Consider the following 16,815-nt stretch of genomic DNA (forward strand, 5'->3'; position numbering starts at 1 on the left):
AAATAAAAAAAATTAAAATCGACCTATATTGACCTCAAATAGTACCAAAAAACATACCTTTGCCGGGTAACCTTGAAAAAATGGACTCCCCTTTTAGCCCCAAAAGCCCACGTGCCGCTCACCGCAAAAGTGAAAGTCAACCTCTAAAAGAGGCCATCGAATCGCTATTACGTGTCTATAAATTGCAAGGACAATACGACGAAACTTATATTGTGGCCCATTGGGAAGAAATCATGGGCAAACCAATTGCCGCTCGAACACAAAAAATGTACATCAAAAACGGCAAACTGTTTCTCACACTAGACAGTGCTCCACTCAAAAAAGAACTCATGATGGCCAAAGCCAAAATGATCGAATTGATCAATAAATACGCCCATTCCGATCTTATTCAAGAAGTCGTATTCCTATAATACTAGCATGTCTCAAATACCCCAACTGTTAAAACCTGGAAATCGCGTAGGCATTATATCACCTGCCTCACATCCCACATCCGATCAATGGAAAGCAGGGCTCGAGGTATTAGCTGATTGGGGATTAGAAATTGTGTTGGGAGATCATTATTTGGCCGAGCACTATGGTCTAGGCGGAACAGATGAGCAACGTCGTGCTGATCTTCAACGTATGCTTGACGACCTTAGTATCGCGGCGATTTTTCCACTGCGTGGGGGATATGGGGTAAGCCGACTCCTCGACGGGTTGGATTTTACGAAATTTCGCGCACATCCCAAATGGATCATTGGCTTCTCAGACATCACCGCACTAATTTGCCATATTGATACCTTTTCGATTGCAAGCATTCATGGACCCATGCCCAATAATTTCTGCCAAAAAGGTGGAGAAGTGGCATTGGCCAACCTACGTACCTTGCTTTTCGAAGGTCGTACACATATTAGTACCACAAGTCATCCATTAAATAGACACGGAAAAGCAGAGGCAAGTATCATTGGGGGAAACCTCTCATTGCTCACCCACTTGATTGGGAGTGAAAGCTTTCCCAATCCAAAAGGCAAAATTCTATTCATTGAAGAAGTGGGCGAACGCCTCTACCATGTAGACCGTTTATTGCTTCAATTAAAGCGAGCAGGGTATTTAGCCGACTTGGCCGGACTAATAATTGGTGGATTTACAGATTGCAAGGAAGCTAGTTTAACTATAGGCTTACGCGTCGAAGAGATGATTCTCGAACATACGGCTGCCTATCACTATCCTATTGCCTTTGATTTTCCAGCTGGGCACATACCAACTAATCTAGCACTCCCTATGGGTAAAAAAATCAAGTTCTTGGTAAACGCAGAAATTGTCCAAGTAACTGATTAAAAAACAACGTTTTTCCGCGAACAGCCATGTAGTTTTGGTAAAAAAAAGATGCTCGCAAAAACGTATGGCATGTCCGTTATTGGTATTTCTGCCGCCCTAATTACCATCGAAACGAACGTTGGCCAAGGTAGTAAATGCTTTTTAGTAGGCCTCCCCGATTCCACAATTAAAGAATCCATTCTCCGAGTCGAATCTGCCATTAAACACATGGGGTGCTTCTTTCCGCGCAGAAAAGTAATTATCAATTTGGCCCCAGCAAATATCCGAAAGGAGGGCTCAGCGTATGACCTTCCCATCGCGCTTTCCATCATGCATGCCTCTGAGCAAGTGGATATGCAGGTATTAGCTAATTTTGTTATCATGGGCGAGTTAGCTTTAGATGGAGTGCTTCGGCCAATAAAAGGGGCACTGGCGATGGTCATGGAAGCAAAAAAACAAGGATTTACCAAAATAATCTTGCCCAGAGCTAATGCCATGGAGGCGGCCATGATTAAAGGAATGGACGTTTTCGGGATGGAAAATCTGCAAGAAACCGTCTTGTTTCTACGCGGGAAAACAGTACACAAGCCCTTTCCCACAACCCAAACAACTATTCATGCGTATGATGAAGACTTAGACTTTGCCCATGTTCACGGCCAAAAAGTCGCGAAACGCGCATTTGAAATAGCTGCTGCCGGTGGACACAACCTGATTCTCATCGGCCCGCCAGGTGCCGGAAAAACCATGCTTGCTAAACGCATACCAAGCATCCTGCCTCCACTTAGCTTAGATGAAGCCATGGAAACGACCATAATCCATTCCGTTGCCGGAAAAATCGTCCAAAATTCACACCTAATTTCCAAACGCCCATTCCGCGCTCCTCATCATAGTATTTCAGCTACGGCATTAATCGGTGGTGGTTCCAATCCACAACCTGGCGAAATATCCTTAGCTCATAACGGCGTTTTATTTCTCGATGAAATGCCTGAATTTTCAAGGCATGCCCTGGAAGTCATGCGCCAGCCACTCGAAGACCACCACGTTCTGATTTCTAGGACTAAATGGTCCATTGCATTCCCAGCCAATTTTATGTTGATCGCCAGCATGAACCCCTGCCCCTGTGGCTATTTTAACCATCCCAGCAAAGATTGTACCTGCGGAGAAGAAGTAGTTAAACGCTATCTGAATAAAATCTCGGGGCCACTCCTCGACCGAATTGATCTTCACATCGAAGTTAGTCCAGTTTCATTTGATGAAATCCGCTCCGCCGAAATAGCCGAATCCAGCGAGAAAATTCGAGCGCGGGTGATCGTTGCACGAAAAATACAACATAATCGCTTTTTAGATTTTGCAGATGTGCATGCGAATGCGGGGATGACGGGCCAACAAACTTCTCAATTCTGCCCATTGAATCCTGAGGTAGAACTACTCTTGCAGCAAGCTATGAATCGATTGAAACTGTCGGCGCGCGCGTTCGAACGAATCCTAAAAGTAGCCCGAACCATCGCGGATTTGGCAGGCCAATTAGATATAAACCAACGACACATGGCCGAGGCCATCACGTATCGAAATTTAGATAGAGAAAATTGGGCAGGATAATGTATTTTTGAAAAAAATTTAAAGATGACTCGTAAGCTTTCAATCATTGGTTTTTTAGTTACTATTTCACTCGCAAGCTTTGGCCAAAATCCATCCTTCAAAAAATGGGAAACCCCTGAAGCAATTTTTCAGCGTGCGATCAAAGAAAAAAAGCCGATTTTATTAGAAGCATTTCTACCCACATGTTCGCATTGTTTGGCCTACGACAAAACGTTACGTAGCCCAATCATCAAAAATTATTTAGACAAAAACTTTCTTGCTTATCAATTAGATCTTTCCAAACGCGAAAATGGCCTATTCCTGCGGAAGCAAAAAATCTATATCCCCTCAACTCCATCATTTATCATCCTCTCACCCGAAGGTAAAACGTGGCATGTAGAAATTATGGGCGAAGAATTGAATTCCGTGCCAGGAATTCTGAAGACATTACAGCTAGCCACAGATCCCAAACAGCGCGATGCAGCGAAGTTGGCGCGCTACCAAGCGGGCGATCGCCAACCAGACCTATTGCTCTCCACTGCTTTTTACACGCGCGTGACGATGGACACGATACAGAACATGGCGATTGTCAACGACTATGCAAAATCAGAAGCGGTGGAAAATTACGGATCTGAACTTAATTTTTTGTTGATTCAAAAAGCCATGCTAGATTCTGATAATCCAATCTTTAGTTATTTCATTAATAATCTGCCTACATATTATGCCAAATATGACACCGCTCTAGTGAAGCAAATGGCTGAAAACACATTAATGTCGAGCATTTTTGCTAGTCGGGCACGCAAATACAGCCCTGAACGCATCGAATCCATCAAAAAAGATTTAGCGACATTAGGTATTCCTGTCAAACAAATTGCCATGCGTTTCATCGTATTAGAAGTGTTAATCGACCTCGATCAAGCAGATTCCGCGAAAGCCATCGCCCGCATCAATGCGTTTTACGAAGGGAAACCCATACCGGAAAAAGAGAAGGCATTTTGGTGTAAACAGCTAACCCGAAAAGAGGATACGACAAGCCCTTGTCCCTTACCTTAAATCCTTTTGCAATTTCCCCGTAAATGCATTAATTTCATTGACAAATTAGTAACCTCTGTACTCCTTGTATGAAAAAAATTCTACTCCTACTAGTACTTAGTTCCATTGGAATTTTGGCAACAAGTTCCGTTCCCTTAGGTGGAGAAGAATCATTGGAATCTGTTTTCAAGCGTATCAAAGAAGAAGTCGATCAAAATTCAAAAGCCTATGTCACCTTGGGTGATGCCTGTAAAAAAATTGGCCATCGATTAACAGGAAGTGCAAATGGCAAAAAAGCCGAGGAGTTCGCCTACCAATTATTTAAAAGTTACGGATTTCGAGACACAAAATATGAAGGCTTTCAAGTAGAGGCCTGGGCGCGCGATACCGTTACCCTATCTGTAGCCCCTCCCAAATCAGATGACTTTAGAGATATTAAAGTTGTTGCCTTAGCCCTAACCCCAGTAGAAGCAAACGTAACAGGAACAATCGTAGACTGTGGCAATGGGTTAGATGCAGATTTTGCTGCTAAAAAAGATCTCGTAAAGGGAAAAGTTGTGCTGGCAAACATCGGCTTGTTGGACGCCCCTGCCGGCACAAGAAATCTACATCGTTCTGAGAAGACAGCCTTAGCAATCCAATATGGCGCCACAGGTGTCATCTTTGTCAATACGGTCAAAGGAGAAATTTTATTAACAGGAACGGCATCCGTAACGGGTAATTTGATTTCAATTCCAGCGGTTTGTATTTCACTTGAAAGCGGCACTGAATTGCGCAAATGGCTCGTGGAGCAGCCGGGCTTATTGAGTATAATCGAAATGCATAACGTAAGCCAACCGATAAAAGCACGAAATGTAGTGGCAACCTTAAAGGGTGAAAGTCGGAAATTACGCCACGAAAAAATCATCATCGGCGGCCATTTAGACTCGTGGGATCTTGCCACAGGAGCTATTGACAATGGAATAGGTTCATTTTCAGTCATAGATATCGCCCGTACATTCAAAGCCTTGGGTTTGACCAGCAAGCGCACCATTGAATTTGTTGCATTTATGGGCGAAGAAGAGGGTTTATTAGGCTCCAAAGCCTACATTGAGCGCGCAAAGCGCACAGGGGAAATTGATAATATTGTCTACATGATTAATTTAGATATGGTCAACAATGTCTATGGATTTAATGCGGGTGGACGCGATGAGATGCTTTCAATCCTGAAGGAAATTGGCAATAAAATTAAATCCATCGATGCGAAATTTGGTAATGAAATTCACAATTCAGCTGGACTACATTCCGACCACCAAGTATTTTTAATGGAAGGAATTCCTGCCGCAGATCCACTTGGAAAATTACCGCGGTCAGTTCTTGATTGTTACCACGCGAATTGCGATACATTTGATTTAGTTAATAAATCAGAAATGGAAACCAATGTTAAGTATACGGCCATGTTGTTGTATGCATTAGGTAATGTCCCAACTTTCCCAGCCAAAAAGTTAGACTTCTATTCAACACGTGACTTTTTCATCAAACAAAACTTACGACGCGAATTAGAATTAGGAAATGAATGGCGTTGGGGGGATAATTAAAAAACGTATTTTTGCACTTATTGACCTTTTTGTTCACACAAATGAATACTACAAATCCTTCTTTTTTTGATCACGATATGGAAATGATTCCTGAAAACTCATTTAAATCCATCATCAAAGTCATCGGTATCGGTGGTGGCGGCTCCAATGCTGTCAAGCACATGAAAGAGATGGATATTAAAGGTGCCGACCTTATTATTTGCAATACAGACTCGCAAGCCCTGGCTTCTAATCCAGTGCAGACAAAAATAAAGTTGGGCCAACAAGGCTTAGGTGCGGGAACGGATCCGGAAGTAGGCCGACAAGCTGCCTTGGAATCCCGTGAAAAAATTCAACAAGTATTATCAAACGATACCCAAATGGTGTTTATCACCGCGGGTATGGGCGGTGGAACAGGAACAGGTGCTGCACCAGTTATCGCTGAAATCGCTCGGGAGAAGAATTTATTGACTGTTGCTGTAGTCACTGCCCCTTATAAATGGGAAGGAAGAGATAAAATCCACTATGCAATAGATGGCGTTGAAGCTTTAAAAAGCTATTGCGACACCGTGATTGTAGTAATGAATGATAAATTAGCCGAACATTACGAAAATTTACCCATGTCCGATGCCTTCTCGAAAGCAGATGATGTACTTGCCAAAGCCGTAAAATCCGTCGTTGATGTTATTGCCAAACCCGGTGATATTAACACCGACTTCATGGATGTGAAGAAAGTATTAACCAAAGCGGGACAAGCGATGATGAGTTCCGCATTTGGCGAAGGCGACAACCGGGCTTTTGATGCAATTGAAGAAGCATTGAAATCACCTTTGTTGAATTCGCAAGAAATTAAAGGAGCGAAACGCATTTTGGTGACTGTGTCTACTGGAAGCAAGCGCCCTTTATTAATGAAGGAACAAAATGTTATCATTAACTACTTGAATGAGCGTATTTATGCACAAGCAGATATGGTCAAGTTTGGATATTCTACGGATGAGGACCTAAATGAAAGTTTGTACCTAACCGTTATTGCGGCTGGATTTGAACATGAAGAAGATGGTTTTGGTGGATATTTCGAAAAGACAGAAACGACCTTTTCAGGATTAGATGATTACATTGATCAAGAATTAACACCGGGAAACACCATTACTTTTGAAGGAGAAAGTGCTGGAAATCTACTGAATGAAGAGGCTCGATTCGCTTACATGGTGGAACAGTATGTTAATGGTGGTCCAAGCGAACGTGAATTTGAAGTGCCTACTTACCGCCGCAATGCCGCTAAATTAATCTCACTCGACAGCCTTCGCCGCGATGAATGGGTAGTAACAGATCTATACGAAAACTAGTTTGAACGAATTTGCTGAATAGCCTGGCGGATGATTTCTTCACTCGCAAAGGCTACTTCAAATTCTGAAATTTCAGAAACACCGCCCATTGAAATGCCTGGCCTGCGGTATTCCATCATTGAATTGCGAACCGTTCGCGCGCTCAAGTGAATCGCGTTGACCCCTATTTGCTTAAAAAAGGCACAGTTTTGAGGGTTGACCCCACTGCCTGCCATAATCTGAATCCGGCCATCCGCACGTTCGACCATCTCGGCCAATGCCTCTATTCCTTCCATCGCCTTATCTTTTTGGCCGGAACTAAGAATGCGCACAAATCCCACTTGGATTAATCCTTCCATGACTTCAAAAGGATCACGTGACACATCAATCGCCCGATGACATGTGAGCGCAATGCCGCCCACAATGCGTTTTATTTCCGCTAAAAATGTGACATCAAGATCACCATTGGGCAATAAAGCACCTACAACTAACCCATGTACCCCCGCAGCAACTAAATCCGAAGCTTCGGCAAGCATCGTTTGTTTCTCTGACGCATCATAACAAAAATCCCCACCCCTAGGCCGCAACATGGCATGTACCTCGATAGACGTATTCGCTAATACCTGTTTAACCAAACCCGTGGAAGGTGTCGTCCCTCCTTCGTAAGGCGAAGCACAAAGTTCAACCCGATTCGCACCCACCCGATCAGCCGCCAAACAAGAAAAAAGAGAATAGGCACAAACTTCGACGTCAATTTCTTGATTATTTTTCATAAAAAGAGGCGAATAAACGCCGAAAATGAGACTTTTAGATATTTATTCAAAATTTAAAAAATAAATCTTTTATAAATATATTTTTATTTTACTTTTGCACACAGATCAATTTGAAATACTAAAATTACAAATCATATGTATTGGACACTAGAACTTGCATCATATTTAGAAGATGCGCCTTGGCCAGCCTCTAAAGATGAATTAATTGACTTCGCAATCCGCACAGGATCACCTTTGGAAGTAGTTGAAAATTTACAAGAATTAGAAGATGACGGACAACCCTTCGAAAGCATCGAAGAAATTTGGCCAGATTATCCGACGAAAGACGACTTCTTTTTCAACGAAGACGAATATTAATTAAGAGGCGAAAGCCTCTTTTTTATTGGCCCTAATCTCCTCCGCCAAACGTTCGTTCCGTAAACCAATCCCCCAGCGACGGATTAAGACATCGTCCCAACAAGTCGCCATTTCATTTTTCTGTACGTATTCAAGCTCCCCAACTACATAAGGTAATTCAGGATGCAAACGGGTTAGGTCACCGGTCAACAACTCAAACGCTTGTGAACCATACGTTGACCACAAATGCGACTGAATATCCGCATGCAAACTTCCAGTCTCAGTAATAAAGCGTGGTTTTTCACGTTCGAGCCCCCCCATAAGCACATGATTCTGCGTTTGACAAGAACTCGCCGACTGGTGTAAAACTTCACGCTCTAACTCATCCAACGTGTCAGCTGCCATCACGCGATATGTTGTCCATTTTCCACCCATAATACTCACTAGTTTACTGCGACCGTCCACTTCAACTTCGTGATCGCGCACTAGCGACTTCGTATCGGTTGCTAAATCACTAGCTAATGCAGCTTGAAGCAATGGTCTTTGGCCCACAAACGTAGCACTCACATCAGATTTAAGCGCTTTTTTCTTAGAATATCGATTAAAATAATCCAGCAAATAATCTGTTTCGTCCGGCGAAATTTCAGGTGATTCAGATAAATCATCCGGGTCATCGGTGGTTCCCACTAACACATATTCGCGCCATGGAATAACAAAGATTACCCGACCATCATCCGTTTTAGGAATTAACAAGGCCGTCGCTCCTGGCCAGAAATCTGCCGACAAAACGATATGAGCCCCTCGACTCACTTTCATGCGTGGCATTAAATTTGGATTAGCTAAAGCACGCACATAATCTGTAAATGGTCCCGTCGCATTAATAACCGCTTTAACCGGAATTTGATACGTTTGACCTGATTTTACATCAGTCCAACAAACTTCTTCAATTTTATTCGTGGTAGGTGATTGAACAAATGAGTTAAGTTTCGCATAATTTAACACACAAGCCCCCGCAGCCTCTGCTGCTTGTAAAATTGCCAACGCATAGCGAGCATCGTCAAATTGCCCATCAAAATACATAACACCGCCACGGACATGATGCATTTCCAAATTAGGACATAAGGACCGCATCCGCGATGGACTTAACCCGATACTTGGCTCTAAATTCGTTTTTCCAGCAATTTGATCATATACCCACATGCCAATGCGGTAATAAATACGATCAAACCAAGTATAACATGGAGTTAATAAAGCCAAGGGATGCGCCAAAAATGGTGCGTTTTGCAATAATACCTTGCGCTCATGCAACGCTTTATACACCATTTTCAACTGCTGCCAATCTAATTTCTTTACCGCTTGCTCTAGATATCGTACACCACCATGCACAAGTTTTGTTGACTTAGACGAAGTTTGTGCAGCAAAATCCCCCTTTTCGAGCAATAAAATGCGGTATCCACGTAGTGTTGCATCCAATGCAACCCCTGCTCCAGTTGCGCCTCCTCCGATGACACACAAGTCAAACGGTGCTTCTAGTTTCTTGAATTGATCTGGGCGGTTGAATGCCATAGGATATATTTTAACTTCTAAACAAATGATTTACCCACATTTACTCACAATTTGGAAAATAAAAAGCAAAAGATTCCGCTAATATTGATATTAATGGCAGAGATTTTATAATTTTGCAGTCCTTTAAAAAGAATTTATTAGTCGTATGGCAAAGAAAGAAAAAAACGAATCGATTGAAATTATTGAAAGCCCAGAAGCACTTCAGCAAGAGTTAACGAAGGTGACTGGTTTTTTTGAAAATAATAAATCCTCAGCAATCCTAGCTGTTATCGTAGTTATCGCTGCAATTGTAGGTTATTTCGGATTTAGCTGGTATCAAACCAACCAATCAACTGAAGGAGAAAAAAAATTATACAAAGCGGTTTACGCATTTGAGGCTGATTCATTAGCTACGGCAGCAAAAGATTTGGCTAAAGTTTCAGATGAGTTTGGTGGAAATGCGCAAAATTTGGCAGATTTATACCTAGGTATTACGTTGATTAAGCAAGGAAAATACGATCAAGCCATTGAGAAATTAAAGAATTTTAAAAGTAGCGATTTGTTAGTTCAAGCACGTGCTCTATCGCTTGTTGGCGATGCCTACTCAGAGAAAAAATCATATGCTGATGCCATCGAGTTTTATCAGAAAGCGGCAGAATATAAGCCAAATAAATTTTTCTCCCCGGGTTATTTATTAAAATTAGCCAATGCACAAGAGGCTAATAAACAACCTAAAGAAGCATTAGCGACCTATACAGAAATCACGGAAAAATATCCGCAGTCCGCTGAATCGGTCCCTGCAAAGAAATACAAAGCGCTCCTAGAAAGCTCTATCTCCGAATAAAAACATATTAAATAATGAAATGAAGGGATAAGAGCAAACGCTTTTATCCTTTATTTTTTTAAGCCCAACCCATGTCTTCAGCGCTAAAAAACTTGAGCGATTTTTCAACTGCCAATCTTCCGGATGTCAGCCAAAAACGATTCGCCATCATTGTTTCCGAATGGAACACCGAGGTCACAGGCGCACTCTACACAGGAGCCTATGAAACCTTGGTCAACTATGGCGTTCACGAGAATCACATCGTTAGCGCGCAAGTACCAGGCAGTTTTGAACTTAGCCTAGGTGCACAGAAATTCGCACAACGCGAAGATATTGACGCGGTGATCTGTTTAGGCTGTGTAATTCAGGGAGAGACACGTCATTTTGATTTTATTTGCCAAGCAGTAGCAGATGGCGTGACCAATGTTAGCTTGAAATACAATAAACCCGTTATTTTTGGCGTATTGACGCCCAATACCCAGGAGCAAGCCATGGATCGCGCAGGTGGAAAACATGGGAATAAAGGATATGAGGCGGCCATTACCGCCATTAAAATGTTAGCCCTAAACTAAAAATATACGATAATGCAAGTTTGGAAATTTGGAGGTACATCCGTAGGGAAACCAGAAAGAATGCAATCAATTCGTCAACTGATCACAGCGGACGGGAAGCCGAAAATCGTGGTTTTATCTGCTCTATCGGGATCTACGAATGCATTACTATCCATTTCAGAATCTTTAATCGCTCAAAATCAAGCGGAGGCAAAGGCTAAAACAAGTGAATTGCGCGCCCACTATGATGCGTTTATACACCAACTTTACCAAAGCCCGGCAGGCTTAGGCAAAGCTCAAGTCATCATTGAAAAAGAATTTTCATTCATTGGTAGTCTGATCGCAACGGTTCCCTTTACGGTTAAACAAGAGAAAGAGATGGTGGCGTTGGGTGAATTGTTGTCAACGCAAATTTTTGAGGCTTTCTTGCAAGAAGAGGGGGTAAAATCGGTTTTATTGCCAGCCTTAGATTTCATGGTCATTGATGCTGACAATGAGCCCATCATGGCTGAAATCGAAAAGAAATTAGCCGCTACACTAGCACCTGTTCAAGATAAACAAATCTTTATCACGCAAGGTTTTATTTGCCGAAACCCAGCTGGAGAGTTAGACAACCTAAAGCGTGGAGGGTCAGATTATACCGCATCATTAATCGGTGGGGCCATACAAGCAGAAGAAATTCAAATCTGGACGGATATCGATGGCATGCACAACAACGATCCACGCATCGTAAAAAACACATTCCCGATTCGGGAATTATCGTTCGCTGAAGCGGCTGAACTTGCGTACTTCGGTGCGAAAATTTTACACCCAAGCACCATCACACCAGCGAAAATAAAAGGGGTTCCCGTTCGGTTAAAAAACACAATGGAACCAAGCGCTTTTGGTACATTAATTTCAGAAAAGTCGACAGACATTGAAATAAAAGCCATCGCCGCCAAAGATAATATAACCGCTATCTACATTCACTCAACACGGATGTTGAATGCCTACGGATTTCTAAAACGTGTTTTTGAGATTTTTGAAAAATACAAGACGCCAGTTGACATGATCACCACGTCTGAAGTTTCCGTATCTGTCACCATCGACCAAACCGCTAACCTAGACGCAATTATGCGCGAATTACGCGAATTTGCTGAGTTGGAAGATCCGGATAATGAACAAGTGATTATTTGTATTGTGGGTAATTTCTGGGCCGACAAGGAAGGTATCGCCATTAAAGTATTGGATGCAATAAAAAATATCCCGATTCGCATGATTTCATATGGGGCATCTGAGCATAACATCTCACTTCTTGTAGATGCCAAACATAAAAATGATGCCTTAAACGCATTAAATGAAGGACTTTTCTAAACGAACACCATGCTAACGATTCCATTTATCCGGACAAACACGGACCTTACGATTGCTGGTTTAACGAAAAAGCATGTTAAAGATGCTAGAAAAATCGTGGCTCAGCTCATGGCAATGGATGATAAGCGGAAAGCTTTGCTCCAACAAGCCGAACATGCGCTGGAAAAATCCAATGCAGCTGCCAAAGAAATTGGTGCGCTCATGCAATCAGGTCAAAAAGAATTAGCTGAAGGAAAACGCGCTGAAACAGCTGCGCTGAAAAGTGAAATCAAAGCTATGGAGGAGGCCGCGCGAATAGCGGAAAAGGAATTAACCGACTTATTAGTTACCCTTCCAAACCTTCCACACAGCTCTGTCCCAGAAGGAAAATCGGCAGAAGACAACGAGGTCCTTTTAAACTGGGGAACTATCCCTACCCTTCACGCAGCCGCTAAGCCGCATTGGGACCTGATTAAGGACTATGACATCATCGATTTTGACCTAGGAAATAAAATTACAGGTGCCGGGTTTCCTGTTTACAAAGGAAAAGGAGCCCGTTTACAGCGTGCACTAATTAATTTCTTTTTAGACGAAGCCATTAAAGTAGGCTATTACGAAATCCAACCGCCCCTCTTGATTAATGAAGATTCGGGTTTTGGCACGGGGCAATTGCCCGACAAAGAAGGCCAAATGTATGTGACCCAAGCAGAAGGTTTGTATTTAATCCCAACAGCCGAAGTTCCCATTACGAATCTTTACCGCGATGTGATTGTTAATGAAAAAGAATTACCAATTAAAAATGTAGGCCATACACCTTGTTTCCGCCGCGAGGCAGGATCTTGGGGAGCACACGTGCGAGGTTTAAACCGCCTACATCAATTCGATAAGATTGAAATTGTACAGATTCAAAAGCCAGAAAATTCATACGCTGCTTTGGAGGAAATGTCTTTGCACGTACAAAGTATCTTACAGAAATTAGAATTACCGTACCGCGTATTACGCCTTTGTGGTGGCGATATGGGCTTCACGTCTGCCCTTACCTATGACATGGAAGTTTGGTCAGCCGCACAAGGTCGCTGGTTAGAAGTAAGCTCAGTTTCAAACTTTGAAACGTATCAAGCAAACCGCTTGAAACTACGGACGAAAATAGACGGAAAATCAATCTTATGCCATACACTAAATGGCTCTGCATTGGCATTGCCACGTATCGTAGCCGCAATTTTAGAAAATAATCAGACACCAGAAGGAATCAAAATACCAGCGGTTTTAGTTCCGTATACAGGCTATACGCACATTAACTAATTCCTTCAATACTCAATCGAAAACCCTCGCCGTGCAAATTCACTAGTTGTACGCGAGGGTCTTCTTTTAGCATTTTGCGCAATTTGGTCATGTACACATCCATGCTCCGCGCATTAAAATACGTATCATCTCCCCAAATTAATTTCAATGCATACGACCTACTGACCGGTCGGCCTAAATTCTCACACAACAATTTCATCAAATCATTTTCCTTAGGGGTAAACTTTTGCTCAATCCCAGCACGAATCAATTTCATTTTTTGCGGCCAATAAACAAATTCACCTAAGCTAATATCTGCAGCCAAACTTGGAATTACCTTATCTGTTTTCGTTCTTCTCAGTACCGCCTCCATCCGTGCCACAAGGACATCCATAGAAAATGGTTTGGTTAAATAGTCATCAGCACCCACTTTAAAGCCATGAAGCGTATCTTCTTCCATCGCTTTAGCGGTCAAAAAAATAATCGGGACTTCGAGGTGTGTGGCGCGAATGTCTTTGGCTAATGAAAAACCGTCTTTTTTAGGCATCATCACATCCAAAACACACAAATCGAATGAGCCTTTGACAAAATAATCCAAAGCTTCGTCTCCGTTATGAGCCCAGGTTACCCCGTAACCCTTCTTTTTCAAGAATTCGGCCAACAATAATCCCAGGTTGGGATCATCTTCTGCCAATAAAATTTCAGTTGTTTGTGCCATTTGGTATTGTTATTTCAAACGTACTACCTACGCCTAATTTGCTGCTCACTTGCACGCTACCTCCATGCGCTTCGACAATCTTTTTAACATAACTAAGTCCCAAACCGAAACCCTTTACATTGTGCACATTACCGGTAGGCACCCGATAAAATGGCTCAAAAACAGCCGAAAGTGCCTCTTTTTGGATACCCATCCCTTGATCGCGTACTTGAATATGCAAACCTTGGCTATCAGATTGGGTCTGAATGTCAACCTGTGGCGCTTCTGGACTGTATTTAATGGCATTGTCCAATAAGTTATTTAGCACGTTGCTAAGGTGTACCTCATCCACCATAACCTGGCTTTGCTGCGCATCTAAATGTAAAATCAATGATCCTTGATGTGTCTGAAGCAGCGGTGCATTCATGTCAGCCACTTGCTGAATTAACGCGTGCATATCCACCAACTTTTTCTTTAGAACGATTTCCTCGCGTTCCATTTGAGCCGTTTGCAATACGCGTTCGACTTGTTGGCCTAACCGAATATTCTCATCCTTTATGATCCCTAAATACCTTAAAATTGATTCACTTTTCGCGGCTTGCGGTTCCTCTTGAATCAATTGTGTAGCCAATGAAATCGTTGAAATAGGCGTCTTGAATTCATGCGTCATGTTGTTGATGAAATCATTTTTGATTTCAGCCAATTTCTTTTGCTTGATAATTGTCATCATCGCAATGTAAAAACACCCAATCATGATGAGAAGCAAGACTCCAGAACCGAGTAAATTCAAGCCCATGGTTTGCCAAATAAATCCATTGGTATCCGCAAAATTGATATGTAAAAATTGACCTGAGGCATGTAAATCATTCGGAAATAACGCGGCGGCAAATTGTGTCTTTTGCTTTTTTATACTTGCATTGGAGGCATAAATCCAGTCGGTGGACTTTTTAGGAGTAGCTGGCCCTATGCCAAAATCATAATTTAATTGAATGTTCTTAGTCGCCAGTTCTTTGCGTACCAGGCTATCGATAAACCGCGGCTCAACGCGCTCTGTTATTGGTCGTTCTTTAAATAGATAATCCGCGAAAACTTCTTTGGCTAAAGCGGTTTTTTGAATCACCTTGTCCACATCTTTTTTAGCGAATGAATCAACTGGAGATTTAGTCTTTTTCGGAGTTCGTGAATCCACAGAAACAAGCATTTTTCTGTTTTTAAATCTCCTTTTTATGTTATTCAAGCGCTTCTGAAGTCTAGGGGCAAAGAGTTCGGAAAGTTGTTGATCCTCTTGCATGCGCCTTTGGATTTCCATTTCGGGATCAACATCCACACGATATTCCTCCGTTATCTCTGCAATTTGGCCGTTGGGTAATAAAAATGACTTTCGAATATACATGATATCGGAACGAACCTCATTATGAATCGAGCCTCTTGGGCCACGCGCGATTCCTTCGGGGCCAACAAACGCTACTTCGGGATGTATATCTTCAGTTAATGCTTCCTGTCTAGGCTTAATGACGGGTTTAGGTTTAGCGGCTAATTTGGCAGAAAGTTCTTTCAATTTCTGCTGTTGGCTTTCAAACGTTTTATGCCGCTGGGCGAGCATGACTAATTCTTGTTTTTCCAACTTCCGTACAACTTGTGCCAAACCGTCTTGCACATCGGATGCAAATTGTTCTTTTTTTGTTTCGACCATAAACCCAAGCCAATAGGCTTGAAAAGCAATCAAGCCCACTAAAGCGAGGGTCATGAAGCCGATAATCCACCTGATTTTTGATTGGGTCATGGGTAATAAAAATTACAAAGTACAAATTTATCAAAATGCACCGAGCAAAAAAGTGGCCTTAACACATCTTAACAATCAACATTGCGCGGCATTTTGTAAGTTTGCTCCGCATTAAAAAACAAACACATGAAATACTTATTCATTACTGCGTTAGCCGCGTGTATTTCCACTGCCGCTTTTGCACAAGAAAAAAAAGAAGCCACGGTTAAAATCGTTATCAACGAAAATGGCAAAGAACGTGTCATTGAGAAAAAATTTAGCGACTTAGATCAAGCTGATGCCGAAATCAAAAAGTTAAGTGATTCATTAGACATCAATATTTCTACCTCAGGTGGAAAGAAAAAAATTGTTCGTGTAGATGTAAATAAAAGTCACTCGCGGATGGCTAATCAACCAGGCCAAATCATCATTGGAAAAATGGGAGATGAATCAGTAGGCGGGCCAGATAAGCGTGTGATTATTCGCCGTGTAGGTCCAGGAATGGCCACCCATGCAGCAGGCGCTCCAGGTTTTCATGGAAAAAAGCCGAATGTGATGATCTTCCGAGGAGAAGGAGGTCCGGAAGGAATGAGAAAAGATGGTCCAGGCATGAGAAAACGTGCGTTTAAACGTATACATAAAGGGATGTTAGCAGATCAAGCCTCAAAAACAATTCACGGGTTGAAAGCAGCACCAAACAAACCATTTAACGGTAAAATCAGTGTTAGATTTAATGCTCCTGAAAAAGGAAATGTGAACATTTCAATTTTAGATGTGAATGGCAAGGAATTAGCTAATGAGCAAATCAAAGATTTTCAAGGCGACTATTTGGGTCAAGTAGACATCAAGAAAGCAGGAGCTGGTGTCTATTTCATTCGGGTAAGTCAAGGTACAGATGGAGCTGTACGTAGAATTAAGGTTGATTAGT

General features: G+C 42.2%; 16 protein-coding genes. 12 read left to right on the forward strand and 4 right to left on the reverse strand.

Annotation, left to right across the window (positions count from 1 at the left end):
• Positions 1-59 precede the first annotated feature (59 nt).
• The 6 genes from AC1W6K_RS06790 (at position 60) to ftsZ (ending at position 6,808) form a co-directional block, all read left to right on the forward strand.
• Positions 60-410: a DciA family protein gene (locus AC1W6K_RS06790; RefSeq protein WP_395785989.1), complete on the forward strand. Its 351-nt coding sequence runs from the start codon at positions 60-62 to the stop codon at positions 408-410.
• Between the two features lie 7 nt (positions 411-417).
• Positions 418-1,317 (forward strand): S66 peptidase family protein, encoded by a 900-nt coding sequence (locus AC1W6K_RS06795; RefSeq protein ID WP_481720009.1) that lies wholly within the window; start codon positions 418-420, stop codon positions 1,315-1,317.
• Positions 1,318-1,365: 48 nt separating this feature from the next.
• Positions 1,366-2,895 carry a YifB family Mg chelatase-like AAA ATPase gene (locus AC1W6K_RS06800; protein WP_481946907.1) on the forward strand — a complete coding sequence of 510 codons (1,530 nt, stop codon included), beginning with the start codon at positions 1,366-1,368 and terminating at the stop codon, positions 2,893-2,895.
• A 24-nt stretch (positions 2,896-2,919) separates the two neighbouring features.
• The gene (locus AC1W6K_RS06805; RefSeq protein ID WP_481946908.1) at positions 2,920-3,927 is read left to right on the forward strand and encodes a hypothetical protein; all 1,008 of its coding nucleotides are present in this window, start codon (positions 2,920-2,922) and stop codon (positions 3,925-3,927) included.
• Between the two features lie 68 nt (positions 3,928-3,995).
• A complete protein-coding gene (locus AC1W6K_RS06810) occupies positions 3,996-5,483 on the forward strand; it encodes a M20/M25/M40 family metallo-hydrolase (protein ID WP_481946909.1) in 1,488 nt (495 codons plus the stop codon).
• A gap of 41 nt (positions 5,484-5,524) precedes the next feature.
• Positions 5,525-6,808: a cell division protein FtsZ gene (gene ftsZ / locus AC1W6K_RS06815; protein ID WP_481946910.1), complete on the forward strand. Its 1,284-nt coding sequence runs from the start codon at positions 5,525-5,527 to the stop codon at positions 6,806-6,808.
• On the opposite strand, the gene AC1W6K_RS06820 is transcribed toward ftsZ, so the two are convergent.
• Positions 6,805-7,560 carry a copper homeostasis protein CutC gene (locus tag AC1W6K_RS06820; RefSeq protein WP_481946911.1) on the reverse strand — a complete coding sequence of 252 codons (756 nt, stop codon included), beginning with the start codon at positions 7,558-7,560 and terminating at the stop codon, positions 6,805-6,807. The genes ftsZ and AC1W6K_RS06820 overlap by 4 nt on opposite strands.
• 135 nt (positions 7,561-7,695) lie before the next feature.
• Between AC1W6K_RS06820 and AC1W6K_RS06825 the strand changes: the two genes are divergently transcribed.
• On the forward strand, positions 7,696-7,917 hold the full coding sequence (locus AC1W6K_RS06825) for a DUF2795 domain-containing protein (RefSeq protein ID WP_130895915.1): 222 nt from the start codon (positions 7,696-7,698) through the stop codon (positions 7,915-7,917).
• Here AC1W6K_RS06825 and AC1W6K_RS06830 read toward each other — a convergent pair whose 3' ends face one another.
• The gene (locus AC1W6K_RS06830; protein ID WP_481946912.1) at positions 7,918-9,462 is read right to left on the reverse strand and encodes a glycerol-3-phosphate dehydrogenase/oxidase; all 1,545 of its coding nucleotides are present in this window, start codon (positions 9,460-9,462) and stop codon (positions 7,918-7,920) included.
• Positions 9,463-9,607: 145 nt separating this feature from the next.
• Here AC1W6K_RS06830 and AC1W6K_RS06835 point away from each other — a divergent pair, with 145 nt between their 5' ends.
• The 4 genes from AC1W6K_RS06835 (at position 9,608) to serS (ending at position 13,449) form a co-directional block, all read left to right on the forward strand.
• Complete coding sequence (locus AC1W6K_RS06835) at positions 9,608-10,285, forward strand: tetratricopeptide repeat protein (RefSeq protein WP_481720024.1); 678 nt, start codon at positions 9,608-9,610, stop codon at positions 10,283-10,285.
• A 71-nt stretch (positions 10,286-10,356) separates the two neighbouring features.
• Positions 10,357-10,836 carry a 6,7-dimethyl-8-ribityllumazine synthase gene (gene ribH, locus AC1W6K_RS06840; protein ID WP_481946913.1) on the forward strand — a complete coding sequence of 160 codons (480 nt, stop codon included), beginning with the start codon at positions 10,357-10,359 and terminating at the stop codon, positions 10,834-10,836.
• A 12-nt stretch (positions 10,837-10,848) separates the two neighbouring features.
• Positions 10,849-12,168 carry an aspartate kinase gene (locus AC1W6K_RS06845; protein ID WP_481946914.1) on the forward strand — a complete coding sequence of 440 codons (1,320 nt, stop codon included), beginning with the start codon at positions 10,849-10,851 and terminating at the stop codon, positions 12,166-12,168.
• A gap of 9 nt (positions 12,169-12,177) precedes the next feature.
• On the forward strand, positions 12,178-13,449 hold the full coding sequence (gene serS / locus AC1W6K_RS06850; RefSeq protein WP_481720030.1) for a serine--tRNA ligase: 1,272 nt from the start codon (positions 12,178-12,180) through the stop codon (positions 13,447-13,449).
• Here the strand turns inward: serS and AC1W6K_RS06855 are convergent.
• Positions 13,442-14,146: a response regulator transcription factor gene (locus tag AC1W6K_RS06855; protein ID WP_481720032.1), complete on the reverse strand. Its 705-nt coding sequence runs from the start codon at positions 14,144-14,146 to the stop codon at positions 13,442-13,444. The genes serS and AC1W6K_RS06855 overlap by 8 nt on opposite strands.
• The gene (locus AC1W6K_RS06860; RefSeq protein ID WP_481946915.1) at positions 14,130-15,908 is read right to left on the reverse strand and encodes a sensor histidine kinase; all 1,779 of its coding nucleotides are present in this window, start codon (positions 15,906-15,908) and stop codon (positions 14,130-14,132) included. The genes AC1W6K_RS06855 and AC1W6K_RS06860 overlap by 17 nt, the downstream gene beginning before the upstream one ends.
• A 126-nt stretch (positions 15,909-16,034) precedes the next feature.
• Here AC1W6K_RS06860 and AC1W6K_RS06865 point away from each other — a divergent pair, with 126 nt between their 5' ends.
• Positions 16,035-16,814, forward strand: a complete 780-nt coding sequence (locus AC1W6K_RS06865; RefSeq protein ID WP_481720036.1) for a T9SS type A sorting domain-containing protein — start codon at positions 16,035-16,037, stop codon at positions 16,812-16,814.
• The last annotated feature ends 1 nt before the right edge of the window (position 16,815 follow it).

The sequence above is a fragment of the Aquirufa sp. genome, from assembly GCF_964796385.1.